Source organism: Tsuneonella sediminis (assembly GCF_051912845.1).
Taxonomy (GTDB): Bacteria; Pseudomonadota; Alphaproteobacteria; order Sphingomonadales; family Sphingomonadaceae; genus Tsuneonella; species Tsuneonella sediminis.
In genome coordinates this window covers 143215-168851 of sequence record NZ_JBNCBU010000003.1, presented here as the reverse complement: position 1 = coordinate 168851, position 25637 = coordinate 143215, and the positions used below count along the sequence as shown (strand labels likewise).

Genomic DNA, 25637 nt, shown 5'->3' with positions numbered 1-25637 from the left:
ATGGTGCTTTCTCCGGTTCCCGTCAGGATGGGGCAAACGGCATTTCGCGATCAGATCGCCGCACGCGCGGCGACCGTGTTAGCCCTTTCGTCGTGCCTCGCCCTCGCCGGTTGCAAGGACCCGTCCGGAACCCGTTACGAACCAGCCGCCGCGGCGAAGGAGCGGGGCCTTGCCGCGATACACGAGGCGGGCTGCGGCGCATGCCACGAAATACCCGGGATCGACTGGCCTGCCGGCAAGTTGGGACCTTCGTTGAAGGGCTTCGACGATACCGGTCTTATTGCCGGTCGATTGCCGAACCGCCCCGCCGTGCTCGCCGCCTTCATCCGCGATGCGCCATCGGTCATACCCGGGTCGACGATGCCCCCCATTCCCGTCACCCGGCGCGAGGCGGCGGACATCGCGTCCTATCTTTACGGGCTGGACGATGATTGAGGCGCTCTGGGGGTGGCCGCCGCCGGTTCTCGATCCGGCAGGACCCTACGCGGAGAAGGTCACGACACTGGCGTGGTCGCTGTTCGGCCTCGGCCTCGTCGTCACGGCAGTGGTGGCAGCCGCGCTGTTGGTCGCCATCAAGGGACCGCCACGCTGGAAGGCTAGGCTCGGCGGCGAACGCGCCGTCTGGATCGCAGGCGTTGCCTTCCCCGGCGTGGTCCTCACCGCGCTTCTGGTGTGGGGACTGACGCTTACCGCCAGCCTGACCGAGCCGATCCGCGGCGACGAGATGCGGATCCGCGTGACCGGGGAAATGTGGTGGTTCCGCGTCCAGTATCTCGATCCCTCGGGCGCAGTCGTGATGGAGGATGCAAACGAAATCCACGTTCCGGTCGGCGTGCCGGTCGTGCTCGAACTTGAATCCGCCGACGTGATCCACAGCTTCTGGGTCCCGCATCTGTCGGGCAAGAAGGACATGATCCCCGGCCGCCGCACGCTGCTGCGCATCGAGGCGGATCGTGCAGGCGAATTCGGCGGTGTCTGCGCCGAATACTGCGGCGGCCAGCATGCGCTGATGGGCTTCGTCGCCGTCGTACACGAAGAGGACGGTTTTCAGCGTTGGTTCGCTGCGCGGAATGGTCGATCGGAGGCAGTCGGACCGGGCGTCACTTCGCAGGACGAGCCGGCAGGGCTCTCCGCTGCGGCGGTGCCGAAACCGGGCTCCGCAGGCGAAGCGATCGCGATAGCATCCGGCAGAGCCCTGTTCATGGATAGCGGCTGCGCAGCCTGCCACCGGATCGCGGGCACCGAGGCAACCGGCCTCGCCGGGCCCGACCTCACGCATGTCGGTTCGCGCCGGACACTGGGCGCTGGCATCCTTCCCAACCATCGCGGAACGATGATCGGCTGGATCGGCGACAGCCAGTCGATCAAGCCGGGCAACCGCATGCCAAGTTACGACATGCTGTCCGCGGACGAGCTCGACCATATCGCGGCATTTCTGGAAGCGCAGAAGTGAAGTCCGAAACCGGGTTCGACCACGCGCTCTACGATCGTTTTCCGACCGAGAAACGGCCCGACAGCGAGGTCCGCGAACTCGAGCGGATATGGGCCGCGCCCGCTGGCTGGCGGCGCCTGACGGCAGTGAACAACAACTACGTCGGGTTCTGGTACGTCGTTACGGCATTCGGATTTTTCATCGCGGCGGGCATCCTCGCGCTCGGCATGCGGGTCCAGCTCGCCGCCCCGATGCAGGACTTCCTCGGCGTCGATACCTACAACCAGTTCTTCACCATGCACGGCACGGTGATGATGTTCCTGTTCGCGGTACCCATGGTCGAGGCGATCGGGATCATGCTGCTGCCGCAGATGCTCGCCGCACGCGACCTGCCCTTCCCGCGCCTCTCGGCCTATGCCTTCTGGGCCTATTTCGTCGGCGGCACGATGTTCTTCCTGTCGCTCTTCGTCGGCCTCGCGCCCGACGGGGGGTGGTTCATGTACCCCCCGCTGACCAGCATCGCCTTCAGCCCCGATATCAACGCCGATTTCTGGCTGCTCGGCATAGGTTTCATCGAGATCTCCGCCATCGCCGGCGCGATCGAGATCATCGTGGGCGTCATGCGCACCCGTGCGCCGGGCATGACGCTCGACCGGATGCCGATGTTCGCCTGGGCGATGCTGGTGTTCGCGGTCATGATCGTCGTCGCTTTCCCCAGCGTGATCCTGTGCACGATGCTCCTGGAAATCGAGCGCGCCTTCAACTGGCCGTTCTTCGACGCCACGCGCGGAGGCGACCCGATGCTGTGGCAGCACCTGTTCTGGTTCTTCGGCCATCCGGAAGTCTACATCATCTTCATTCCCGCCGCCGGGCTGATGAGCATGATGGTCACCGCGGTCGCCCGGACCGAGCTTGTCGGATACCGGCTCAACGTGCTGGCCCTCGTTGCCACCGGGTTCATCAGCTTCGGGGTGTGGGCGCACCACATGTTCACCACCGATATGCCGCGCGTTTCGGCGGGCTATTTCTCGGCCGCGAGCATGGCGGTGAGCCTGCCCGCCGGTATCCAGGTCTTCGCGTGGATCGCCACACTGGCCAGCGGGAAGATCCGCTGGAACACGCCGTCGCTTTTCGTCGTCGGCAGCGTGCTGGTTTTCACGATGGGCGGCCTGACCGGGGTCATGCTGGGCATGGTTCCGTTCGACTGGCAGGCGCACGATACCTATTTCGTCGTCGCGCACCTGCACTACGTCCTGATCGGCGGGATGGTCTTCCCGATGTTCGCCGCGTTCTACCACTGGCACGGGATGACCAGCAGCCGCGCGCTGTCGGAACGTGTCGGCAAGTGGGTGTTCTGGCTGATGTTCTCGGGGCTTCACATCACCTTCCTGCCGATGCATCTGACCGGCCTGATGGGCATGCCCCGGCGGGTCTACACATACTTGCCAGGCCGCGACCTCGACCTCCTCAACCTCGTGTCGACCGTCGGCGCCTTCGTCATCGCGGCGGGCGTGCTGCTGTTCCTGATAGACTGCGCGCGGCGGTTCCGGTTCACCGTCGATGACGATGCGGGCAACATCTATGGCGGAGGCACGCTCGAGTGGCTGCCGACGGGCCTCTACTCGACCCGCTCGATCCCGCTGGTAAAGTCACGCGAGCCGTTGTGGGATCGGCCCGAAATTTCGCGCGAGGTCGAGGAGGGGCGGTACTTCTTGCCAAGATCAGCGACTGGTCGACGAGAAACGCTCATCACCTCGCCGATCCTCGCCGAGCCCCAATACGTCCAGATCATGCCGGGACCATCGGGCTGGCCCTTGGCCGCGGCCGTGTTCACCGCTGGCTTCTTTCTGTCGCTGACAGTCCAGGCCTACCCGTTCGCCGTCTTTTGCGGAGTCATTGCGATCGTTGCGACGCTTCGCTGGCTGTGGGAGACAGACAGGCCGCTGGAACAGGAAACGGCCGAGATCGGTGCGGGCATCGAGGTTCCCATCGCGATCACGGGCCCCAGCAGCCACGGCTGGTGGGCACTCAATACGCTGATGGTCGTTATCGGCATGATCGGGTTCATGGCGCTGTTCGCCTACTTCTACCTCTTCGGTCTCGATTCCGGGACGCGGCTCGCCGCCCCTCCGACTGGCGGCACGGCGATCATCGTGGCGCTGGAAGCCTTTGCCCTCCTCGGCGCATGGGGAGGACGCAGGGTCCTCGCGAAGCGAAGCGGGCGGCAGCCGGGCGACCTGCCGTGGATGATCGAGGCAGCCGCGGTCGCATTCCTGGTCGCAGCGCTGTGGCTCGACGTTTCCGGATGGCGGGGTACGGGGCTCGAGCCGACCACGAGCGGCGTGGGTGCAATGGTTTTCATGCTGGCAGTCCTCCAGGCTCAGGTAGTCGTTCTTGCAGTGGTGATGGCGACATATCTCGCACTGCGCGAAGCGCGGGGGATCCTGACCACCCCGACCAACGTCACGATGGACATCGTCGGCCGGTTCGTGGCGTTCTGCGCGCTTCAGGGGATGGTATTCACGATCGTACCGAGAGTTGTCTCCGGTGCCTGAGCAGGGACCATCAATCGAGCATCCCGCGGTGTACCGCATGCTCGTTTTCGCCTTTACGGTCTGGGCGCTGCATTTTGCCGTGTCGTACGGGGCTGCGCTGGTGTTCCCCGGGCTCGCAATCGCGCGATGGATTACGGGCGGCGCGCTTGTCGCCGGGATCGCTGCGCTGACCGTCGCCCTCATCCGCTACCGCGTCGAGGGCGGCGCGATCGGCGTTGCCGCTGCGGGCCTTGCAGCCGCCGCGATGGCGTTCGGTACCTTTCCGGCAATCGTCGGATAGAATCTCGGCACTTTTCCGGCGTTCGCGGATTAAAAATGGACGCGACGTCCGAAAGCCAGGAGAACTGCCGATGAATGCGACAATCGATCGAGCGCGCGCATTCACGAACCCCTTGCATGCCATACTGCTGGCGTTCCCCGTCGCCCTTTATCCTTCGGCGTTGCTAGCCGACATCACCTATCTCAACACGGCCGTGATCCAGTGGTCCAACTTCTCGTCGTGGCTGATCGCCGGCGCCGATTTTTTCGCCGGCCTTGTGCTCGCCTGGGCGGCGCTCGGCCTGTTTCTCGGACGGGCGAGACACGCCAGAGGTAGAGGTTTTCTCTACCTTGTAGTGATCGCCGCGATGTTCGTAATCGGCGTCGTCAATGCATTCCACCACGCACGCGACGGCTGGCACTCCGTCGGGACCGCCGGCCTCGTGATGTCGATCGCGTGCACCGTGCTCGCCCTTGTGGCCGCTCTCATCGCCTATTCGGGCACGATCCACCCGGAGAACCGCGCATGAACCGGCTATCCCTTCTCTTCCCGCTCATCCTCGCCCTCGCGGCGTGCCAGGTCGAAAGCGACCCCGCGCTCGACCAGACGGGCGCCACCCCGCAACTTCCTGAACAGAACGATTCACTGGTCCCGGCAATGGAAATCCCGACGCCGGCAAGCTGGGGGGGCGATCTTCCGACGGTGCCAGCGGGGTTTACGATCACACCGGTCGCCAAGGACCTGAGCATCCCCCGGCAGATGCTTCTGTTGCCCAACGGCGACCTGCTCGTAGCGGAAGGATCGGGAGGACATGCACCGAAGGTGCGGCCCAAGGACGTGATTGCCGGCCTGATCAAGAAACGGGGCAAGAGTTCGGTGAAAGGCGGCGATCGCATCACGCTTCTGCGCGATATCGACGGCGACGGCCGGACCGACCTGCAGACGACCTTTATCGACGGGCTCGACGCGCCCTACGGCCTCGCGTTCGTCGACAACACGATCTACGTTGCCAACCAGGGCAACCTCGTCAGTTTTCCCTATACAAACGGCGCGACAAGGATAACCGCGCCCGCCACCGAGTTGACCGCGTTGCCGGCGGTGATCAACCATCACTGGACCAAGGCGATGACCGCCAGCCCGGATGGCTCCAGGCTCTATGTCGGCATCGGATCCAACAGCAACGTCGGCGAGCGCGGCATGGAGGTGGAGGAAGATCGCGCCGTCGTCTGGGAGATCGACCGCGAAACCGGCGCAAGCCGCATATTTGCCTCGGGTCTGCGCAACCCCACGGCGCTCGCCTTTCATCCTTCGACCGGACAGTTGTGGACGGTGGTGAACGAACGCGACGAACTCGGTCCGCAGCTCGTGCCGGACTATCTGACCTCGGTGCGCGAGGGTGCCTTCTACGGATGGCCTTATAGCTATTACGGCCAGCACGTCGATCCGCGCATCCGGCCGCAGCGGCCCGATCTGGTGCGCAAGGCGGTCATCCCCGATTACGCCCTAGGCTCGCACGTCGCCGCCCTCGGCCTCGATTTCGCGGTCGATGGCGGATTGGGCGGACCCTTCGTGAATGGCGCCTTCGTGGGCCAGCACGGAAGCTGGAACCGAAGCGATCCCTCGGGATACAAGGTGGTCTTCGTCCCCTTCCGCGGTGGCCGGCCTGCGGGCAAGCCGATCGACATTGCCACCGGATTTCTCAAGGACGGTCACGCGCGTGGGCGCCCGGTCGGCGTGCTCTTCGACCCCGAGCGGCGCGCGCTGTTCGTGGCGGACGACGTTTCCAACACCATCTGGCGGATCGCCGGCCCTGCGCGCCCAGAGACCCCCGATCGTGGGCCTGGAGCCCGCCGGATAGAATAGTCGCGCCCAGCGCAGCCTGCAGGCTTCCGGAATCCCGGTCTCTTTTCCGGCTATGCCGGGAACCCAACGCGTGCCGATTCATTGCGTGACCGAGGTTCCCTCGGTCGGATCGAGGACGCTCATGCGGGCATCGGGTCCGCCAATAAGATATTGCCGCGCCTGTCATACGCCCGGCAGGCCTCGGCTCGGGGAGGAATTTCGTCGGACATGGATCAGCAAGTCGGCCGCCACGCGGACCTCGCGGTCAATGCGGGTCTCCTGGCGGAAATGTTCGAGCAGGCTCCCGGTTTCATGGCGCTTCTGCGCGGTCCCGAACACGTGTTCGAACTCGTGAACCCGGCGTACAAGGCCCTGATCGGCGACAGGGACCTGATCGGACGACCCATGGCAGCGGCGGCCCCGGAGGCCGTGGAGCAGGGTTTTCTCGACATCCTCGACGAGGTCTACCGGACGGGGCAGCCATACGTCGGCGAAGCGGTCGAGGTGCGGTTGCACGGGCGTGACGACGCGATTTTCGTCGATTTCGTGAACCAGCCGATCAAGGACGTGTCGGGTAAGGTCACGGGCATCTTCGTCCAGGGGACCGATGTCACCGCACGCACGCGCGCCGAACGGTTCCGCGCCGCCCAGAGCAGAATGCTCGAGGCGGCTTTCCGCGACGAAAGCCTCGCGGACCTGCTGGAGATGCTGCTTCGGACCGTCGAGGAGGAAACCCAGTCCGAAACGCTCGGATCGATCCTGCTCCTCGACGATGAAGGCAAGCGTCTGCTGCACGGCGCCGCGCCCAGCCTTCCCAAGGCGTACAACGATGCCATCGACGGAATCGCAATCGGCCCGGCGGTCGGTTCGTGCGGGACCGCGGCCTACACGCACGAGCCGGTGTTCGTCTCGGACGTGAGGACGGACCCGAAATGGTCTGACTTCAAGGATCTGGCTCTCGCGCATGGCCTTCTGGCCTGCTGGTCGATGCCGATCCTTTCGTCGGCCGGCCAGGTTCTGGGCACGTTCGCGATGTATCACCGCCACCCGCGCGAGCCGCTGCCGGCAGATATCGAGATGGTCGATTTCGTCATCCGGACTGCGGCCGTGATCATCGAGCGAAAGCGTGCCGAGATGGCGCTCGAGGACGAGCGGCGGACCCTCGAGACCTTGAACCGTACAGGCGAGGCGATCGCGAGCGAGCTCGATCTCGAGCAGGTGGTGCAGCAGGTCACCGACGCAGGAGTCGCCCTCACCGGGGCGGCGTTCGGGGCCTTCTTCTACAACGTGACCGATCCCGATGGCGCGTCATACATGCTCTACACGCTCTCGGGGGTCGAGCGTGAGGCGTTCGCGCAGTTCCCCATGCCCCGCAAGACGGACATCTTCGCCCCCACGTTCGACGGCGACGGCCCGGTGCGATCGGACGACATCACCGCCGACGCACGCTACGGGCGAAACGCGCCCCACAAGGGAATGCCCGAAGGCCATCTCCCCGTCACGAGTTACCTGGCGGTACCGGTGAAGTCGCGGTCGGGCGAGGTCATCGGAGGGTTGTTCTTCGGTCATCCCGACAGGGCCCAGTTCACCGACCGGCACGAACGTCTGATCCTCGGCATCGCCGCCCAGGCCGCCGTGGCAATCGACAATGCGCGGCTTTTCCGGGCGGCAACGGACGAGATCAAGGAGCGCAAACAGACCGAAAAGGCGCTGCGCGAAATCAGCCTGCGGTTCGATGCCGTCCTCAACAACACCCGCATGGCCGTCTTCCTTATGGATGAGAGACAGCACTGCGTGTATGCCAATTCCGCCGCGGAGGAGCTGACCGGGTACTCGTTCGGCGAGATGCAGGACAAGGCGCTGCACGACATAATCCATCACACCCGGCCGGACGGTTCGCACTATCCCCTGCACGAGTGCCCCATCGACCGCGCCTTTCCGGAAAACGCGCAGACCGAGGGGGAGGAGATCTTCGTCCACCGCGACGGGACCTTCTACCCGGTCCATTTCACCGCCTCACCCATTCGGGACGAAGCATCGCAAACGATCGGGACGATCATCGAGGTCCGCAATATCGCCGACGAGCAGAAGCGGGCCGCCGAGCTCGCCGAAGCGCTGAAGGTGAAGGACATCCTGCTTCACGAGGTCAATCACCGGGTCAAGAACAGCCTGCAGGTCGTGACGTCGCTGCTGACGTTGCAAGCACGCAAGGCTGGCGAAGGGGACCTCGCGAAAAGCCTGCAGGAGGCGCGCAATCGGGTGGCGGTAATCGCCTCGATGCACCACCGCCTCTATGCGACAAGCCATCACGACCGTGTCGATTTCGGTGACTATCTCGCTGACCTTGCCGACGAGGCGATGCAGTCGATGGGATCGAGCGACCGGATCTCGCTTCGCACCGAAATCGACCGCGGAATCGTCATGGACCTTGCGCAAGCCGTTCCGCTCGCGCTCGTGGTCAGCGAGCTGATCACTAACACGATGAAGTACGCCTACCCCGCCGGAGAAAGCGGTGAAGTCTTCGTCGGGCTTTATGATGAAGGCGACCATGTATCGATACGGATCGAGGACCAGGGGGTCGGCCTGCCCGAAGGGTTCGATCCGGCAAGCTCCGGAGGTCTCGGAATGAAGATCGTGACCTCGCTCCTCCGGCAGGTTCGCGGGCAGTTGTCGGTTCCGGCCTGCGAAAAGGGCGCGCGGTTCGACATAGCCGTCCCGGTCCACGAGAAGGACTGACATGGGGACGACGCCGCCACGAGAAGCCGGGCCCAGCGGGCTTCGTGTCCTGATTGTCGAGGACGAGGCCCTCGTTGCCATGGAACTCGAGTTCATGCTCGAGGAAGCGGGATATCTACCCGTCGGGAATGCCGACGACCTCGCGTCGGCGATCGAGGTAGTCGAGACGAGCCCGCCGGATCTCGCCCTGGTCGATATCCAGCTTGCAATGGGCGAAAGCGGATTGCGGGTGGCGCGTGAATTGCGCGAACGGGGTATCCCGGTGCTTTTCGCCACTGGCAACTGTCCTGGGGAAAGTGGGCGCCCGGTCGCGGTGGGGTGTCTGCACAAGCCCATCGTGGAACGCAGCCTGCGCTCTGCGCTCCACGCGGTCGAAGCGAAGCTGGCGGGTCGCGAGGTGCCGAAACTACCCTCGTCGGTGCATCTGTATTGACCGGGGACGACTGCGGGGAGCTGAACGGCCTTGGCTGAACCGGCCGGTCAACGAAGATGCGGGCAGGACCTCGGCTGCAGGGTAGCGTCGCATTCAGATCTGGATAGAGTTCCCGGATGCCGCCCATTCCCCTGCCAGCGTTGGGATCGTCCTGTCTATCTGCAACAGCGGAGCGTATGTTCGCTGCGGGCGCGGCATCCCTCTACGCAGCGTGGACGACCGACTTCGATCTCTGGTTCGCGCAACGGGGCACCTTGTCGATGGAACCCCGGGAGGGCCGGGCGTGGTTCTTCTACAATCGTGACGAGTGGGGTCGTCACCCACATTACGGGCGCTTCCTGCGACTCGACCCGGACCGCTTGATCGAAACCACCTGGCTGACCGGGAATGGCACCGACGCGGGCACCGGCGGTGCCGAGACGGTCTTGCGGATTGTGCTCGAACCCGAGGGCAACGCGACGATGCTCAGGCTGACGCATTCGGGCTTTGTGTCGAGGCAATCGCGCGATGCTCACGCGGAAAACTGGCCTTTGGCGCTCGATGAACTGGCTAAAGCGCTCAAAGCCGCGCCAGCATCGTGAAGCCTCGCATCGCGCTGACAGTTCGCTGATCGGTAATCATGGTAGCGGAGGAGGGACTCGAACCCCCGACACGCGGATTATGATTCCGCTGCTCTAACCGGCTGAGCTACTCCGCCCCAGGGGCAGGCCCCGCGCTTGGGGAGCGCCGGGCAGGCGGCGCATTTAGGGCCGGGGTTTCATCGGGTCAACCGGGCAAATGCACGTCACGAAGAGGGCCTGACGTTGCCCGCTGCAGCTTCGTTCATCCGGCGGATCTTGGCAGCGAGCGCGCGATTGAGCGCGCTGTCGAACGCCGCCCCGATCTCTGGTGCGACTTCCGCCAACTGCGCCAGAGCGTCCTTGTCGACGATGGCAATCCGCATGGCGTTGGTCACCACTGCCGCTGTCGACGCTGGTTCCCCCGTCGCGACGCTCATGTCGCCGAGGAAATCGCCCGCCCCCGCAACCCCGACCAGCCGGCCGTCGAGTTCGATACCCGCTGCGCCCGAGGCGACGTAGATCAGCGGCGGGTGCTCCTGGCCCTGCCGGATCAGAACTTCGCCGGGGCCGGCGTCGCGCCACGAAAGCAGTCCCACCAGCCGCCGCTGGCGCGCCGGCTCGTCGACCCTCAGGATATCCTCGATCAGCGCGCGTTCCTCGGCCCGCATGTCGCCACGGCGCAACCGCCGAGCCGACAACATGGCCTGCGCGGCATTGACGGCCACGAACGCGGCAGACCAAGCCAGCACGCTTCCCTGATTGCCCACGACCAGGCTCCAGCTCATCGTGGCGAGCCCGGCCGCCATCGCAAGAATGCGAACTGCGCGCACAGTGCGCACAAGCGCCGATCCGATCAGCAGCGCTGCGGCCAGGTGGAACAGCAGTTCGCTCGGCTGCATGCGGACGCTCCCGTTCAATCGCTGCGGCGAGGATTACCGCGAAACGGCCAGCGATGCACGGTTTCCCAGGGTCCGCCGCGATAGCGATGGAGCGCAAGGCCGGCGAAGGTGAAGTCGCGCGGCTCCAGCGTCCGCGCGAGAGCAGCTTGAAGGGCCTTTGCGACCGAGGGTGCGACCTTGTTCTGGATTGTCACGTGGAGCCGCGGCGCCTGCTGGTCCTGCGGGGTGAGCAGGCCGTGCAACCGGTCTGCAATCCGCTCACGCAATTCGAGCATCCCGGGGCTGCACAGGCGCAGCGCGGTTCCTCTGCCGAGGTTCATCACCCCCTCCAGCCGGGCCCGCACCGGCGCCGCCCGCGCCTCCACCGCGAGCGCGTCTCGCAATTCGCCCTCCACCATCGGCGGCAAGGCGTGGAAGAGAGTGACGTGCGCCTTCAGATGATTGCGCTCGGGGGGAAAATGCGCGGCACGCAGCTGGTCGGCGCGCGACTGGAGCGCCTCGGGCAGTTCGGCGGTGACGATCAGCGGGGCGAGATCGCCTTCAGGGTTCAATCAAGCTCCCCGCGCGCGCGCCGGATGGCGAACCACTTGCGAACGTTCTCGTTGTGCTCGGAAAGGGTCGTCGAGAAGACGTGCCCGCCCTTCCCGTCGGCCACCATGTAAAGGGCATCGGTCTTCGCCGGATCGAGCACTGCCGCGATCGATTCGCGCCCGGGATTGGTTATCGGCCCGTTCGGCAGCCCGCTCATGGTATAGGTGTTGTACCCGTTCACCGCGGCGATTTCGGACTGGCGGATCCGCCTGCCCAGCGGCTTGCCCCTGGTGATCGGGTAGATGATCGTGGGATCGGCCTGAAGCGGCATGCCCTGTTTCACCCGGTTGGAATAAAGCCCCGCGACCATGCGCCGTTCGCTGGCGACGCCGGTTTCCTTCTCGACGATGGAGGCGAGGACCACCGCTTCCTGAGGGGTCGACACCGCGATGCCCGGTTTGCGCTTCGCCCAGGCTTCGGCGAGATAGGTCTTCATCGCCGCCTGCATCCGGGCCAGTACCTTGGTGCGGGCGTCTCCGCGCTCGAAATCGTAGGTATCGGGAAGGACCGATCCTTCTTCCGGCACGGGGACGGGGCCGGTCAGCAACGGCTCGGCCATCAGCCGCTCGTAGACCATGATCGAGGGCATCCCTTCGGGGACCGTCACAAAGCGGCGGATCGCCTGGCCATGCTGTAGGGTGTCGAGTATCGAAGCCGGGCTGGCGCCGGCCGGCAGCGCGAACTCGCCGCGCTGGACAGGATCGCCGCTGCCGAGGATTTTGGCGCGGAGCAGGAAGTTGTCGGCCGAGCCGATCAGGCCCTCGTCCTCCAGCTTGCGCGCAACACTGGTCAGCGTCGCGCCCTCGGGCACGGTGAAGGCGGCTTCCTCCTCGACGCTGCTAGTCCCGTACCAGCCGAATGCAAACCACGCGAACGCCAACGCGCCGACGAGCGCGGCGACGACGAGAAGGCGCTTCACCTCAGTCTACCTTCTTGAAGATCACGCTCGCATTGGTGCCGCCGAAGCCGAAGCTGTTCGACAGCGCGGCCTTGACCTCGCGCTTCCTGGCGTGATGCGGCACGAGGTCGACGCCCTCGGTCCCTTCGTCGGGATCGTCGAGATTGAGCGTTGGCGGCACGATCTGGTCGCGGATCGCCAGCACGCAGAAGATCGCCTCGACCGCGCCGGCTCCACCGAGCAAGTGCCCGATGGCGCTCTTGGTAGAGGACATGGACGCACCGGAAAGGTCGTCGCCGAGCACGCGTTTGGCCGCCGCAAGCTCGATCGTGTCAGCCATTGTCGAGGTGCCGTGGGCGTTGACGTAGTCGATGTCGCCCGGCTGCATGTCCGCCTTGCGCAGCGCCATCTTCATGGCCAGCTCGGCCCCCTTGCCTTCGGGGTGCGGAGCCGTGACGTGATAGGCGTCGCCCGAAAGGCCATAACCGACAACTTCGGCGTAGATCTTCGCGCCGCGGGCCTTGGCGTGCTCGTATTCCTCGAGCACCATGACGCCTGCGCCCTCGCCCATGACGAAACCGTCGCGGCCCTTGTCGTACGGGCGGCTCGCCTTTTCGGGCTGGTCGTTCATGCTCATGTTGAGCGCCTTGGCCTGCGCGAAACCAGCGATGCCGATCGGGTTGATCGTGCTTTCCGCCCCGCCTGCGAGCATGACGTCGGCATCGCCGTCCTTGATCATGCGCGCGGCGTCACCGATCGAATGGGCGCCGGTGCTGCACGCGGTGACGACCGAGTGATTGGGTCCCATGAGGCCGTACTTGATGGAAACCTGTCCGCTGGTGAGGTTGATCAGGCGTCCGTGGACAAAGTGCGGGCTGACACGGCCCGGACCCTTTTCGGCGAGGACCAGCGATTCGCTTTCGATTCCCGGAAGGCCCCCGATGCCCGAGCCGATCGAAACGCCCGCGCGCTCCTTCTGCTCGTCGGTCATGTTCTCGAGGCCAGCGTCCTCGATCGCCTGGCCTGCCGCGTCGATCGCATAGACGATGAACGGATCGACCTGGCGCTGGACCTTGTGATCGACGCGCTTGTTCGGGTCGAAGCCCCAGGGATGATCGGCGGGCTTCACTTCGCCCGCGATCTTGGCCTTCTGGTCCGACACGTCGAAGCGGGTGATCGGGCCGATTCCGCTCTTGCCCGCGACAAGGTTCGTCCATGTCGTTTCAACGTCCGCTCCCAGCGGGGTGACGAGGCCCAGTCCGGTTACGACCACTCGACGCATGTTTCTCTCCGTATACGGAACAGGCCCGGACCCCGCGAAGGGCCGAGCCTGCCACCAATCCCATCGCGGCAGTGCCGCGACAAGGCCCCGTCGCCCCGCCCAATCCGGTCAAGCGAGCGCGGCGGGATGGGCAATCAGCCCTTGTGCTCTTCGATATACCGGGTCGCATCGCCGACGGTAGCGATCTTCTCGGCCGCATCGTCCGGGATCTCGACGCCGAATTCTTCTTCGAACGCCATGACCAGCTCGACGATGTCGAGGCTGTCCGCGCCGAGATCATCGATAAAGCTCGCGTCCTGTGTGACCTTGTCGGCCTCGACGCCGAGATGTTCGACGACGATCTTCTGCACGCGGTCGGCGGTATCGCTCATGAGTGTTCCCTCTATAGACTGGGGTTTTCGAATTGCCTGTCGCCCTAATGAACGCAGCAAGACTGTGCAAGTGCCGCAAGGCGCGGGCACCGCCCTCGTTCCCCGGATGGATTCATGCCGTATTCGGGGGTAAGGAGGGCGAGGGTCGATGGTCCGCCAATCGCAACAGCGAGGCTTTCTGGTCGAACTCTAGGGGGTACCCATGATTGCAAGGTCGGTATTCGGCGCCGCGGCGGCGCTGGGCCTGCTCGTCTCCGGTGCAGCGCACGCCAACGACGAATCATCCGGGCGCAAGGCCCAGGCAAAGGGCACGGCGGACATTCCGCGCTGCACGCAAAGCCTGGGCACCGTGGCGATCGTCGAACCGGACACCCAGTGGTGGCGGGAACTCAGCCTGGGAAGCCCGGAAGCCATTCTACGCGTGTTCGTGCAGCAGTCGGGTTGCTTCACTCTCGTCAATCGCGGACGCAGCCTGCAGAACCGCGCGATGGAGCGGGCGCTGGCCGACAACGGCGAGCTGCAGGACAACTCGAACATCGGCAAGGGACAGGTGAAGGCGGCGGATTACTTCCTCCAGCCAGACATCGTGACGAGCAACTCGAACAGTGGCGGCGGGGGTATCGGCGCGCTGGCGGGCGGGTTGCTCGGCCGCAGGTTCCTCGGCGGTATTGCAGGCGGTCTCAACGTCAAGAAGAAGGAAGCGAACGTCACGCTTTCGATCGTGAATGCGCGGACCACCGTCGAAGAGGCGCTGGTCGAAGGATACGCGCGCAAGTCCGACATCGGCTTCGGCGGAGGAGCGGGTGGCGGTTGGTGGGGCGGGTTCGGCGCAGCGGGCGGCACCGGCTACCAGAACACCGAGATTGGCCAGGTCATCGTGCTGGCCTATCTCGACGCCTTTACCAAGCTCGTCACACGGCTGGGCGGACTGCCGGACGACGCATCCGCGGCCGCGCCGAAAGCCAACTGAGCGATCCCTCTGTGCGGCGGTCCGACCGGCCGCCGCCAAGCCCTAGCCTGCCTTTGGAGCGACGAGCGCGTCCGGGTTGGGCCGCGCATCGGTCTTCGGCTGCTCCATCAACCGGATGTGAACATCGCGCAGCTGGCGCGGCGACACCTGGCTCGGAGCGCCCATCATCAGGTCCTGCGCGCGCTGGTTCAGCGGGAAGGCGATGACCTCGCGGATGTTGGGCTCGTCGGCGAGCAGCATGACGATGCGATCGATGCCCGGGGCCGAGCCTCCGTGCGGCGGCGCGCCGAGCTTGAACGCCTCGATCATGCCCGAGAAGTTCGCGTCGACATCTTCCCGGCTGTAGCCGGCGATCTCGAAGGCCTTGTACATGATGTCCGGGCGATGGTTCCGGATCGCGCCCGAGGACAGCTCGTACCCGTTGCAGACGATGTCGTATTGCCAGGCGAGCACGTCGAGCGGATCCTTCGTCTCCAGCGCCTCCATCTCGCCCTGCGGCATCGAAAAGGGGTTGTGGCTGAAATCGACCTTCTTGGCGTCCTCGTCGTATTCGAACATCGGGAAGTCGACTATCCAGCAGAACTCGAAGCGGTCTTCCGGGATCAGGCCGAGTTCCTCGCCGACGCGGGTGCGGGCAGCACCGGCGAGGCGGACGGCGTCCTTTTCCTTGCCGGCGGCGAAGAACAATCCGTCGTTCTCGCCCAGGCCCAGCTCGGCAAAGAGCTTCTCCATGCCCTCGGTGCCGTGGTTCTTGGCAATCGGGCCGCCGAATTCGCCGGCCTTGCGGGTGACATAGCCGAGACCCGCGAAGCCTTCGCGGCGCGCCCAGTCGTTCATCTCGTCAAAGAACTTGCGGCTCTTTTCATGGGTCGAAGGCGCGGGAATCGCGCGAACCACACCGCCGGTACCGACTATCTTCTCGAACAGGCCGAAGCCCGATTTTTCGAAGTGGCCGGAAACATCGGAGATGATCAGCGGGTTGCGCAGGTCCGGCTTGTCGGTGCCGTACTTGAGCATGGCTTCGCGGTAGGGAATGCGCGGGAAGCTGCCTGCGGGGGTCACGCTCTTCCCGCCCGAGAATTCCTCGAACACGCCTGCAAGCACCGGCTCGATCGCCTGGAACACGTCTTCCTGGGTGACGAAGCTCATCTCGAAGTCGAGCTGGTAGAACTCGGGGCTGCGATCCGCGCGCAGGTCCTCGTCGCGAAAGCACGGCGCGATCTGGAAATAGCGGTCGAACCCGGCGACCATCAGAAGCTGCTTGAACATCTGCGGCGCCTGCGGGAGCGCGTAGAAGCGGCCCGGATGAAGGCGGCTCGGCACAAGGTAGTCGCGCGCGCCCTCGGGAGACGAGGCGCCGAGGATCGGGGTCTGGAACTCGGTGAAGCCCTTTTCGATCATCCGCCGCCGCAGCGAGGCAATGACGTTCGAACGGAGCATGATGTTGGCGTGCACGCGCTCGCGCCGCAGATCGACGAAGCGGTACTTGAGGCGCGTTTCCTCAGGATAATCTTCCGCCGAGTTCACGATCAGCGGCAGATCGTCCGCCCGGCTCTGCACCGTCACCTCGTGCGCGAAAACCTCGATCTCGCCGGTGGGCAGGTTCGGGTTCACTGCCGCCTCGGCCCGCGCCTTGACCGTCCCGTCAATGGTGACGACCGATTCCAGCTTGAGCTTCTCCAGCACGGGCAGCGCAGCGCTGTCGCTGTCGGCGACGACCTGGGTAATGCCGTAGTGATCGCGCAGGTCGACGAACAGGACCCCGCCGTGATCGCGCTTGTTGTGCACCCATCCCGACAGGCGGACGGTCTGGCCGACCTCGGCCTTGGTCAGGGCACCGCAACTGTGGGTACGATAGGCGTGCATCTAAAATCTTTCCATTTTGGCGGGTATGGCGCTAGGGCGCGGCGCGCGCGGCTCCCATAGCGGAAATCGCGCGCGCTAACAGGGGAACGGGGGTGCTTTGTCAAGGCATCCGGCGATCCCGAGGGCGGCACTCCGCCCGGGAAACAAGAAAAGTACGATGAAGATACACGACCTGATTACCACGACCGATGCGCTCACCGATCTGTGCGAGCGGCTTGCGAAATCCGATTTCGTTACGGTCGACACCGAATTCATGCGCGAGAACACGTACTGGCCCGAACTGTGCCTGGTGCAGATCGCCAACAACGAGGAGGCCGCGGCGATCGATCCGCTGGCCGACGGGATAGACCTCGCGCCCCTGCTCGACCTCCTTTGCGAGAACGAGGACGTGCTCAAGGTCTTCCACGCCGGCGGGCAGGACGTGGAAATCGTCTACAACCTCACCGGCAAGACCCCGCACCCGATTTTCGACACCCAGGTGGCGATGATGGCGATCAGCCAGTCCGAACAGATCGGCTACGCCAACCTCGTCGAAAGCTGGCTCGGCTTCACAGTCGACAAGGGCGCGCGGTTCACCGACTGGAGCCGCCGCCCGCTGACCGACCGGCAAATCGAATACGCGATCGGCGACGTCACGCACCTGTCGGCGATCTTTCCGAAGATCCTCAAGAAGCTGTTCAAGACGGGCCGCGGCGCCTGGCTCGACGCCGAGATGGACAAGCTCGCCGATCCTGCGAACTACGCCAACGACGCCAGCCAGGCGTGGCAGCGCATTCGCGCGCCCAGCCGCAACGCGACGGTCCTCGGACGGCTGAAGGCACTCGCCGCCTGGCGCGAGCAGGAGGCCCAGCACAAGAATATTCCGCGCGGCCGGATCATGCGCGACGAGACCCTGGCTGACCTTGCCAGTCACCCGCCGAGGCAGCAGGGCGACCTGGTCAAGGTGCGCGGCCTTTCGGCGGCGTGGAAGGACAACGACATCGGCAAGCGGCTGATGAAGGTCATCGAGAAGGCCGAACCCCTCCCGGCGAGCGAAATGCCCGACAAGCCCAAGCGTGGCGCGCCACTGGGCAAGGAAGGCGCGCTGGTCGCCGACCTGCTCAAGCTCCTGCTCAAGATCCGCAGCCGCGAAATCGATGTGGCCGCGCGCCTGCTCACCCGCAGCGACGAGATGGAGGCGCTTGCCGCCGGAGTGCGCGATCTGCCGGTCCTCAAGGGCTGGCGCTATGACGTCTTTGGCAAGGACGCGCTCGAACTGGTGGAGGGCAAGCTCGGCTTCGGAGTCGAGAACGGCCGGCTCAAGATGACCCGGATCGAGGTGCCGGAGGGGGAAGCGCAGGCGGCCGAGTGACCACCTATCTTCCTACCATCAAGCAGCTCCAGTACCTCGTGGCGCTGCACGAGCACGGCCATTTCGGCCGCGCCGCCGAGGCCAGTTTCGTTTCGCAGTCGACCCTGTCTGCAGGGATTCGCGAGCTGGAATCGCTGCTGGGGGTGACCCTGGTCGAACGGAGCCGGCGAGTCGTCCGCTTCACCCCGCTGGGAGAGCAGGTCGTTGCCAAGGCCCACCGGCTGCTGCGCGAGGCGGAGGAGCTGTCGGACCTCGTCCAGGCGAGCGGCAAGCCGCTTTCCGGCGAACTGCGCATGAGCGTGATCCCGACGATCGCCCCATTCCTGCTTCCGCGGATCCTGCCCCGCCTGCGCAGGGAGCGACCCAACCTGAAGCTGTTCCTTCGCGAGGAGACGAGCGACCACGCGGTCGAAAGCCTGCACCACGGCCGCGCCGATTGCGTCCTGCTCGCGCTTCCGTTCGCCACCGGAGAGGTCGAAAGCGCGCACATCGCTGACGACCGGCTATTCGTCGCGTTTCCCAAGAACGATCCGCGCGATCCGCCCGCCGAAGTCCCTGCCTCGATGATCGACGAGGGCCGCTTGCTCCTGCTCGAGGACGGACACTGCCTCAAGGAACACGCGCTTGCCGCGTGCAACCGGCCGGAACTGCGCGCTTCGGCCACGATGATCGGCACCTCGCTCCATACGCTGGTGCAGATGGTCGACAACGGCCTGGGCCTGACGATGCTGCCCGAGATGGCCATCGATGCAGGGATACTGCACGAAACCGACGTCGTCGCCCGGCCGCTGAAGGGCAAGGCGCCGAGCCGCGAGATCGCGCTGATCTGGCGCAAGAATTCGCCCCGAGCGGACGAATTCAAGTTGCTTGCGGACGAACTGCGCGCAGGCTGATCCGCACGCTCAACCCTGCCGCGGGCCCTTTCGATGCGGCTTGCCTCCGGGTTTCCCACGCGGCGCAGGTCCACGGCGATCGTCGTTCCGCTTGAACGGAGGCTTTCCGCCCGCGCCTCCCGCCTTGCGATGTCCCCGCGCCATGTCCCGCGGACTTTGCGCCGACGCCTCGATAAGGATGTCGCCGCCGTCTTCCGAACCGGCGGTCCGCGCCACTGCGCCGGCAAACCGGTCGGCGATTGTGCGGGGGACCTGGAAAAAGGTCTCGGACGGTCCGATGCGGATCGCGCCGATCTCGTTGCGGGTTATGTGTCCCCGGCGGCAAAGCAGCGGGAGTATCCATCGCGGGTCGGCGTTGTGGCGGCGCCCGACATTCATCCGGAACCATACGACATCGTCGAAGCCCGGGCGGTGCCGCTCCTGCTTGTCGGCCCGGTGCGCTTCAGGCGTGCTGGGAATCAGGTCCTCGGCCTGCGGCAGTGCGGCGCGGTGCACCCGGACCAGCGCGGCAGCGATGTCTTCCGCGCTGCGCTTCGCCAGGAGTTCGGCCGCCAGCGCGCGGTCTTCCTCGTCGTAGTCCTGCGGGGCGAGCAATCCTTCGAGCAGCCGCTGCCGGTCTTTCGTGCGGATATCGTCGGCGGACGGCGGGGATATCCAGTCGGCTTCGATTCGGGCGCCGCGCAGCATCGATTCGACCCGCCGGCGGCGGGGATAGGGGACGATCAGTACTGCCGTGCCCTTCTTGCCCGCCCGCCCGGTCCTGCCGGACCGGTGTTGCAGTGTTTCGGCATCGCGCGGGATCTCGACGTGAACCACCAAGCTGAGGGCAGGCAGGTCGATCCCCCGCGCCGCGACGTCGGTGGCGACGCAGACCCGCGCGCGCCGATCGCGCAGCGCCTGGAGGGCGTGGTTGCGTTCGGACTGCGAATGCTCGCCCGACAGGGCGACGACGGCAAAGCCGCGCTCTTGCAAGGTGGCGTGGAGCCGGCGCACATTTTCGCGGGTCGCGCAGAACAGCATCGCGGTTTCCGCTTCGTGGAACCGAAGCAGGTTGACGACCGCGTGCTCGATCTCCGAAGGGCTGACAGTAACGGCCTGGTAGGCGATATCGCCATGACCGCGTTCGTCGCCCACGGTCGAGATGCGCAGGGCATCACGCTGGTATCGGCGCGCGAGCGCGGCGATCGCGGCGGGAATCGTTGCCGAGAACAGGAGTGTGCGGCGCTCTTCCGGGGTCGCATCGAGCAGTTCCTCGAGATCTTCCCGAAAACCCATGTCGAGCATCTCGTCCGCCTCGTCGAGGACGACGCTCCGGATCGCGGAGAGATCGAGCGCGCCGCGCTCGAGATGGTCGCGCAGGCGTCCGGGCGTACCGACCACGACCTGCGGCCCCGCGCGCAGCGCGCGGCGCTCCTTCGACGGGTCCATGCCTCCTACGCAGCTCGCGATGCGGACTCCCGCGGGACCGTAGAGCCAGACGAGTTCGCGGCTCACCTGAAGGGCAAGCTCGCGCGTGGGTGCGACGACAAGGGCCAGCGGAGCCTCGACGGGCAACGCGTCGCGGCCCTCTGCGATCAGTTCAGCAGCCATCGCCAGACCGAAGGCGACGGTCTTCCCCGATCCGGTTTGCGCGGAAACGAGAAGATCGCGTCCGGCGGCATCGGGTTGCAGCACCGCAGACTGGACAGGGGTGGGTTCGGCGTAGCCGCGCTCGGCCAGCGCGCCCGCAAGGAAATCCGGCAATGGGGGAAAAGGCATCCGCCCCCTTAGCAGTCCTCCGCCGAAACGCACGAACTATTGTGCAGTTGCGAAAAGCCGCACCGTTCAATCCATGTGCTTGAGTCCTACCCTGAGGTAGTCCCAGCCCGTGATCAGGGTGAGGACCGCGGCCGCCCACAGGCTGCCCAGCCCGACGAGATGAATCCACTGGCCCGCCAGTGGACCGCAATCCCCGCGCACGACGCAGGGGGCGCCGTGGACCGCTCCGCCCAGAATGAGCGCGCCGAGGCTGACGAGCTGGAACGTCGTTTTCCACTTGGCGAGCCGCGATACAGGCACCGAGACCTGCAATGGGCCGAGAAATTCACGTAGCCCCGACACGGCGATTTCGCGGATCAGGATGATGAGCCCGGCGATGACGTGCAGGTCGCCCACGTAGGGACCGCGCATGTACCCTTGCGAAGCCAGCACCAGTATTACCGCGGCGACCATGATCTTGTCGGCGATCGGATCGAGGAACTGGCCGAGCTTGCTGACCGTCCCCTGTGCCCGCGCGAGATACCCGTCGAGGTAATCGGTGAAGCCGATCACGCAGTAGAGGACGAAGCCGATCGCATAACCCAACCGCCAGTCGGGCCACCACAGCAGGAACGCCAGCAACGGAACCGCCAGGATGCGGCTGAGCGTCAGCAGGTTGGGCAGCGTGAGCATGTGCACCCGCCCTAGCGCACCCGCGCCGGTGGCAAAAGCGCCGTTAACGCTTGTCCCGGCTGCGCGACACGCTAGACCCGCCTCTCCGAGAGGCTGGCGACAGGACCTGCATGACCGTTTCCACGCACATGCTGCGCCGCCGGCGTTTCCTGCCGTTGTTCATCACCCAGCTACTCAACGCCTTCAACGACAACCTCTACAAGACCGCGATGGTGCTGTTCGTGGTTTACAGCGTCTACAACTCGGAAGCGGCCGAAGGGACCTTCAGCGCGATTGCGAGCGGGATTTTCATCCTGCCCTTTTTCCTGCTCTCGGCGCTCGCGGGCCAACTGGCGGACATGCGCGACAAAGCGCGGATCATCCGCATCGTCAAGGCGTCCGAGATTGCGATCATGGGGGTTGGCGCGATCGGCCTCCTGCTCGCCTGGAAGGGCGTGGCAGTCCAGTTCCTGGCGATCCCCCTGCTGATGCTCGCGCTGTTCGCAATGGGCGTCCATTCGACGTTCTTCGGCCCCATCAAGTATGCGATCCTGCCGCAACACCTGCGCGAGGACGAGGTGCTCGCCGGGACGGGGCTCGTCGAGGCGGGCACCTACATCGCCATCCTGTTCGGCACCATCCTTGCCGGGTGGATACCGGTAGAGGCGGCAGCGGCAGCAGTCGTGGTCACCGCGGTCGTCGGGTATCTCGTCGCCCGGCAGGTGCCCGAAGCACCGGCCCAGGGCGAGGTCGAGCCGCTGGACTATCACTTCGTGCGCAGTTCGATCGCGCTGGTCCGCAACACCAGCCACGACCGCCGCGTATTCCTCGCGATCATGGCAATCAGCTTTTTCTGGACGATCGGGGCGGTCCTGTTCATCCAGTTCCCTCCCCTCGCCAAGAACGTGCTTACCGCGAGCAAGGAAGTCGCGAGCCTGTTCCTCGTCATCTTCTCGGTCGGCGTGGCGATCGGCTCGATGTCTGTGAACGCGCTTCTCAAGGGAACCGTGTCCGCTCGCTATTCACCGATTTCGGTCATCGCGATGGGACTGTTCGTGCTCGCGTTCTACTTCGTCTGTCGCGCTTGGCCGGCCGAACCGGAAGGCACCCTGCTCGGCGTCTCCCAGTTCGTGTCGCACTCGATGGCGATCCCCTTGCTGGTCTGCCTGCTCGGCATCGCGATTGCGGGGGGGATGTTCGTCGTGCCGCTCTATGCGTTTCTGACGACCTTCGTGCCGAAGACGCAGACGGCCCGCACGATCGCGGCCAACAACATCGTCAATTCGGGTGCGATGGTGGTCGGGTCGCTGATCGCAACGGGCCTGTCGGCCATCGGGCTCGACATCGTCCACCACCTCCTGCTGAGCGCCGCGATGTGCCTCATTTCGGCATGGCTCGGGCTGCTGCTGCTGCGCGCGGAACGCGTCGCGCACTGCTGAATCCGGGCGCTAGACGATGAAGATCGCGACCGCTGCGAGGCAGGCGAAGTAGGCCCCGGCGAAGCCGTACAGGTCGTCACGCGACAGCCCTCGCGGCCGGCGCGCCGGGATCAGGCGCCCACCGCGGCAGACGTGAGGGGGCTGCTGGGCCCTGAAGGGGTGCCGGGACTGTTCGTCAGTCACTACGAGAGAACGTCGCATCATGGTCCGCTTAACGTTTTCGAAACCATGACGCTCCGGCCGAATCGCGCCTGTCGCGCCGCGGGACATTAATGGTCTTCGTTGACCATGGAGCGCTTTGCACAGAGAAAAGGGGCCGCCCCGCGGGACGGCCCCTTACCGATTACCTGTGTCGGGAAGTCAGACCTTGTCGCCCATGGCGCCCTTGATCTCACCCGACACATTCTGCGCTTCGCCCTTGCGCTCCTGGGCCTTGCCCTCGGCGTCGAGCGACGGATCGTCGGTCGCGTCGGCGGTCATCTGCTTGGCGTTACCGGCAACCTCGTTGCCGATTCCCTTTGCCTTGTCCTTGAGTTCACCCATGGTGCATCTCCTTGATCGAACGGCGCGGCGCGATTGCCGCAAGCCTCGTCCGGTCAACGGGTCAAGCGATCTGTTGTTCCGGCTTAACCCTCTGCAAGCGCTAGGATATGTTCCCACTCAGCCGGCCGGATTTCTGCCACCGACAGCCGCGACAGGCGGAGAAGTTCGATATCCTCGAGCGTCTTGTCGGCCTTGATTTCAGCCAGCGTGACCGGGCGTGCCAGCTTTTCGACCGGACGCACCTTCACTGCCGCCCACTTTCCGCTCTCGTCGGTCGGATCGGCGATGCCGGCCTCGGTGATCTCGACGATGCCGACGATCTCCTTGCCGATGTTCGAGTGATAGAAGAAGGCTCGGTCGCCGACTTCCATGGCGGCGAGGTTGTTGCGCGCGCGGTAGTTGCGGACCCCGTCCCAGGTCCCTTCGCCCTGTGCGACGAGGTCGTCCCAGCTGTAGGCGTCAGGTTCCGATTTCATCAACCAGTAACGCGGCACTTCATGGTCTCCCGAGGGGGGCGAGGCTACCTAACCCCGGCTTAACCCGATTTTCAGGCTCATAGGCGATAGCCGCTCCATCGCAACAGCAGGGGGCGAAGTTGCCAGGCGGTCACGGCAAGTACAGCGTGAGCATCACGGGAGACCCGGCACTGGGCCGCGCCGAGCGCGACCTCGTAGCGCTGGGCATCGCGGTGGCGGCGATCCTGCTGTTCGTCGGCACCGGAGGAATGGTCCTGCCGCAGGTGGTCCGCTCGTGGATGGGCCTCGGCGCCGCGCCGGACCCGGTCCTCGTCAGCGTGCTGCTGCTCAACATCGCTTTGGTGATCTTCGGATGGCGGCGGTACGCCGAACTGACACAGGAAATCGCCGTGCGCCGCCGGGCCGAGGAACTGGCCCGCAAGCTCGCCGAAACCGATCCGCTGACCGGCAGCCTCAACCGTCGCAGCATCGTGCCGGCCTCTGAAAAACTGCTGAGCCAGGCAGACGCCGCGGGACAGGCGGTCGCCTTCATGATGGTCGATCTCGACAACTTCAAGTCGATCAACGACCTCAACGGTCACCAGGCAGGCGACCGCCTGCTGTGCATCACCGCCGACCGGATTCGCGCGCTGTTGCCGCGGGGATCTCTGCTCGCCAGGCTGGGCGGGGACGAGTTCGCCTGCGCCGTACCCTATGATCCGCGATTCGCGGACCGGATCGACCAGCTCGCCGGTACGCTCATCGAACGGGTCGGAGAACCCTCCGAGCATGACGGGCTCTCACTCGGGATCACCGTTTCGATCGGTATCGCCAGCAATCTCGACGAGCGCGGCGCGGTCGCTGCGCCTGCCGACGTTCTCACCCTCGTCCATCGCGCGGACATGGCGATGTACCACGCCAAGAAGCAGGGCAAGAACCGCCATTTCTGGTTCGAAGAGGCGATGGAGAGCGAGCTGCGCTTCCGCAGCGAACTCGAAACCGGCATCCGGCGCGGCATCCCCCGCGGCGAGTTCGTGCCCTTTTACGAACAGCAGATCGACCTTGAAACCGGTGAGATTTCCGGCTTCGAGATGCTCGCGCGCTGGCAATCGCCGACCCTGGGACTGGTCGGGCCCGAGGTGTTCATCCCCGTCGCCGAGGAAATCGGCGTGATCGCCGAATTGAGCGAAAGCCTTATCGACCAGGCTCTGGCACACGCTCGCGACTGGGATCCGGCGCTGTCCCTTTCGGTCAACATTTCGCCCGTCCAGCTGCGCGACCCCTGGTTCGCCCAGAAGATCCTCAAGCTCCTGGTCAAGCACAACTTCCCGCCCAACCGGCTCGACATCGAGATCACCGAAAGCTGTCTGCACGAGAACATCGGGGCGGTCCGGTCGATCATCACCAGCCTCAAGAACCAGGGCGTAACGATCAGCCTCGACGATTTCGGGACCGGATTCTCCAGCCTCGCGCAGCTGCGCACGCTGCCGTTCGACAGGCTGAAAATCGACCGCAGCTTCGTTTCCGGCCTCGGTACCGAGGACCATAGCGACCGGCTCGTGAGGGCGATTATCTCACTCGGCGACGGGCTCGACCTGCCGATCACCGCCGAGGGTATCGAGGATACCGCGATCCTCGATAGACTGCGCGCGATGGGCCGGCTGAAGGGGCAGGGATACTATTACGGCAGGCCCGAAAGCATCACCGAGGTCCGCGCCCGCCTTGCGGGTGCGGGCAAGCTGGCCGCGCCCCGCGTGCTGCCCGCCACTCCGGAAGCCGCCGACGGGGACCAGCGCAAGACGGGCTGACCGCGCGGGCCACTGGACGCGCGGCCCGCCCCCGCATAGAGCCCC

At 65.4% G+C, this 25637-nt stretch carries 25 protein-coding genes and 1 tRNA gene; 14 read left to right on the top strand and 12 right to left on the bottom strand.

All coding sequences use genetic code 11. The annotated features are described in order from the left end of the window. The 9 genes from ACPV3N_RS12720 to ACPV3N_RS12680 all read left to right on the top strand — a co-directional run bounded on the left by ACPV3N_RS12720 (window position 1) and on the right by ACPV3N_RS12680 (window position 9838). A complete protein-coding gene (locus tag ACPV3N_RS12720; RefSeq protein ID WP_440118335.1) occupies window positions 1–435 on the top strand; it encodes a cytochrome c family protein in 435 nt (144 codons plus the stop codon). After that, entirely contained in the window at window positions 428–1453 is a 1026-nt protein-coding gene (locus ACPV3N_RS12715; protein WP_440118333.1) for a cytochrome c oxidase subunit II, read from the top strand. The genes ACPV3N_RS12720 and ACPV3N_RS12715 overlap by 8 nt, the downstream gene beginning before the upstream one ends. Then, the gene (locus ACPV3N_RS12710; protein WP_440118331.1) at window positions 1450–3987 is read left to right on the top strand and encodes a cbb3-type cytochrome c oxidase subunit I; all 2538 of its coding nucleotides are present in this window, start codon (window positions 1450–1452) and stop codon (window positions 3985–3987) included. The genes ACPV3N_RS12715 and ACPV3N_RS12710 overlap by 4 nt, the downstream gene beginning before the upstream one ends. A 37-nt stretch (window positions 3988–4024) precedes the next feature. Continuing rightward, a complete protein-coding gene (locus ACPV3N_RS12705; RefSeq protein WP_440118329.1) occupies window positions 4025–4267 on the top strand; it encodes a hypothetical protein in 243 nt (80 codons plus the stop codon). A gap of 70 nt (window positions 4268–4337) precedes the next feature. Next, window positions 4338–4775: a DUF2231 domain-containing protein gene (locus tag ACPV3N_RS12700; protein WP_440118327.1), complete on the top strand. Its 438-nt coding sequence runs from the start codon at window positions 4338–4340 to the stop codon at window positions 4773–4775. After that, the gene (locus ACPV3N_RS12695) at window positions 4772–6109 is read left to right on the top strand and encodes a PQQ-dependent sugar dehydrogenase (protein ID WP_440118325.1); all 1338 of its coding nucleotides are present in this window, start codon (window positions 4772–4774) and stop codon (window positions 6107–6109) included. The genes ACPV3N_RS12700 and ACPV3N_RS12695 overlap by 4 nt, the downstream gene beginning before the upstream one ends. 207 nt (window positions 6110–6316) lie before the next feature. Continuing rightward, the gene (locus ACPV3N_RS12690) at window positions 6317–8824 is read left to right on the top strand and encodes a GAF domain-containing protein (protein WP_440118323.1); all 2508 of its coding nucleotides are present in this window, start codon (window positions 6317–6319) and stop codon (window positions 8822–8824) included. A 1-nt stretch (window position 8825) separates the two neighbouring features. Continuing rightward, a complete protein-coding gene (locus ACPV3N_RS12685) occupies window positions 8826–9257 on the top strand; it encodes a response regulator (protein WP_440118321.1) in 432 nt (143 codons plus the stop codon). Between the two features lie 176 nt (window positions 9258–9433). Next, window positions 9434–9838: an SRPBCC family protein gene (locus tag ACPV3N_RS12680; RefSeq protein WP_440118319.1), complete on the top strand. Its 405-nt coding sequence runs from the start codon at window positions 9434–9436 to the stop codon at window positions 9836–9838. 39 nt (window positions 9839–9877) lie between these two features. On the opposite strand, the gene ACPV3N_RS12675 is transcribed toward ACPV3N_RS12680, so the two are convergent. The 6 genes from ACPV3N_RS12675 to ACPV3N_RS12650 all read right to left on the bottom strand — a co-directional run bounded on the left by ACPV3N_RS12675 (window position 9878) and on the right by ACPV3N_RS12650 (window position 13858). Continuing rightward, window positions 9878–9954 (bottom strand) — tRNA-Met (locus ACPV3N_RS12675). Between the two features lie 87 nt (window positions 9955–10041). Further along, complete coding sequence (locus ACPV3N_RS12670) at window positions 10042–10716, bottom strand: Crp/Fnr family transcriptional regulator (protein WP_440118317.1); 675 nt, start codon at window positions 10714–10716, stop codon at window positions 10042–10044. 14 nt (window positions 10717–10730) lie between these two features. Next, complete coding sequence (locus ACPV3N_RS12665) at window positions 10731–11267, bottom strand: 2'-5' RNA ligase family protein (RefSeq protein ID WP_440118315.1); 537 nt, start codon at window positions 11265–11267, stop codon at window positions 10731–10733. Then, window positions 11264–12226 (bottom strand): endolytic transglycosylase MltG, encoded by a 963-nt coding sequence (gene mltG, locus ACPV3N_RS12660; protein ID WP_440118313.1) that lies wholly within the window; start codon window positions 12224–12226, stop codon window positions 11264–11266. The genes ACPV3N_RS12665 and mltG overlap by 4 nt, the downstream gene beginning before the upstream one ends. 1 nt (window position 12227) lies before the next feature. Then, window positions 12228–13487, bottom strand: a complete 1260-nt coding sequence (gene fabF, locus ACPV3N_RS12655) for a beta-ketoacyl-ACP synthase II (protein WP_440118311.1) — start codon at window positions 13485–13487, stop codon at window positions 12228–12230. Window positions 13488–13621: 134 nt separating this feature from the next. Next, the gene (locus ACPV3N_RS12650; protein WP_440118309.1) at window positions 13622–13858 is read right to left on the bottom strand and encodes an acyl carrier protein; all 237 of its coding nucleotides are present in this window, start codon (window positions 13856–13858) and stop codon (window positions 13622–13624) included. A 202-nt stretch (window positions 13859–14060) separates the two neighbouring features. On the opposite strand from ACPV3N_RS12650, the gene ACPV3N_RS12645 reads away from it, so the two are divergent. Then, window positions 14061–14828 carry a CsgG/HfaB family protein gene (locus ACPV3N_RS12645; protein WP_440118307.1) on the top strand — a complete coding sequence of 256 codons (768 nt, stop codon included), beginning with the start codon at window positions 14061–14063 and terminating at the stop codon, window positions 14826–14828. A gap of 42 nt (window positions 14829–14870) precedes the next feature. Here ACPV3N_RS12645 and aspS read toward each other — a convergent pair whose 3' ends face one another. Beyond that, window positions 14871–16694 (bottom strand): aspartate--tRNA ligase, encoded by a 1824-nt coding sequence (gene aspS, locus ACPV3N_RS12640; RefSeq protein ID WP_440118305.1) that lies wholly within the window; start codon window positions 16692–16694, stop codon window positions 14871–14873. Window positions 16695–16851: 157 nt separating this feature from the next. Between aspS and rnd the strand changes: the two genes are divergently transcribed. Further along, window positions 16852–18045: a ribonuclease D gene (gene rnd / locus ACPV3N_RS12635; RefSeq protein WP_440118303.1), complete on the top strand. Its 1194-nt coding sequence runs from the start codon at window positions 16852–16854 to the stop codon at window positions 18043–18045. Further along, entirely contained in the window at window positions 18042–18938 is an 897-nt protein-coding gene (locus tag ACPV3N_RS12630; protein WP_440118301.1) for a hydrogen peroxide-inducible genes activator, read from the top strand. The genes rnd and ACPV3N_RS12630 overlap by 4 nt, the downstream gene beginning before the upstream one ends. Window positions 18939–18947: 9 nt before the next feature. Here the strand turns inward: ACPV3N_RS12630 and ACPV3N_RS12625 are convergent, their stop codons facing one another. Beyond that, window positions 18948–20696 carry a DEAD/DEAH box helicase gene (locus ACPV3N_RS12625; protein ID WP_440118299.1) on the bottom strand — a complete coding sequence of 583 codons (1749 nt, stop codon included), beginning with the start codon at window positions 20694–20696 and terminating at the stop codon, window positions 18948–18950. A gap of 66 nt (window positions 20697–20762) precedes the next feature. Next, window positions 20763–21368: a CDP-diacylglycerol--glycerol-3-phosphate 3-phosphatidyltransferase gene (pgsA, locus tag ACPV3N_RS12620; RefSeq protein WP_440118297.1), complete on the bottom strand. Its 606-nt coding sequence runs from the start codon at window positions 21366–21368 to the stop codon at window positions 20763–20765. A gap of 110 nt (window positions 21369–21478) precedes the next feature. On the opposite strand from pgsA, the gene ACPV3N_RS12615 reads away from it, so the two are divergent. Beyond that, entirely contained in the window at window positions 21479–22786 is a 1308-nt protein-coding gene (locus ACPV3N_RS12615; protein ID WP_440118295.1) for an MFS transporter, read from the top strand. Window positions 22787–22795: 9 nt separating this feature from the next. Here the strand turns inward: ACPV3N_RS12615 and ACPV3N_RS12610 are convergent, their stop codons facing one another. The 3 genes from ACPV3N_RS12610 to ACPV3N_RS12600 all read right to left on the bottom strand — a co-directional run bounded on the left by ACPV3N_RS12610 (window position 22796) and on the right by ACPV3N_RS12600 (window position 23805). Beyond that, window positions 22796–22969, bottom strand: coding sequence for a hypothetical protein (locus ACPV3N_RS12610; RefSeq protein WP_440118293.1), 174 nt, complete (start codon window positions 22967–22969; stop codon window positions 22796–22798). 177 nt (window positions 22970–23146) lie between these two features. Continuing rightward, window positions 23147–23329 (bottom strand): CsbD family protein, encoded by a 183-nt coding sequence (locus ACPV3N_RS12605; RefSeq protein ID WP_440118291.1) that lies wholly within the window; start codon window positions 23327–23329, stop codon window positions 23147–23149. An 83-nt stretch (window positions 23330–23412) separates the two neighbouring features. Then, complete coding sequence (locus ACPV3N_RS12600; protein WP_440118289.1) at window positions 23413–23805, bottom strand: EVE domain-containing protein; 393 nt, start codon at window positions 23803–23805, stop codon at window positions 23413–23415. A 146-nt stretch (window positions 23806–23951) separates the two neighbouring features. Here ACPV3N_RS12600 and ACPV3N_RS12595 point away from each other — a divergent pair, with 146 nt between their 5' ends. After that, window positions 23952–25592, top strand: a complete 1641-nt coding sequence (locus tag ACPV3N_RS12595; RefSeq protein WP_440118287.1) for a putative bifunctional diguanylate cyclase/phosphodiesterase — start codon at window positions 23952–23954, stop codon at window positions 25590–25592. The last annotated feature ends 45 nt before the right edge of the window (window positions 25593–25637 follow it).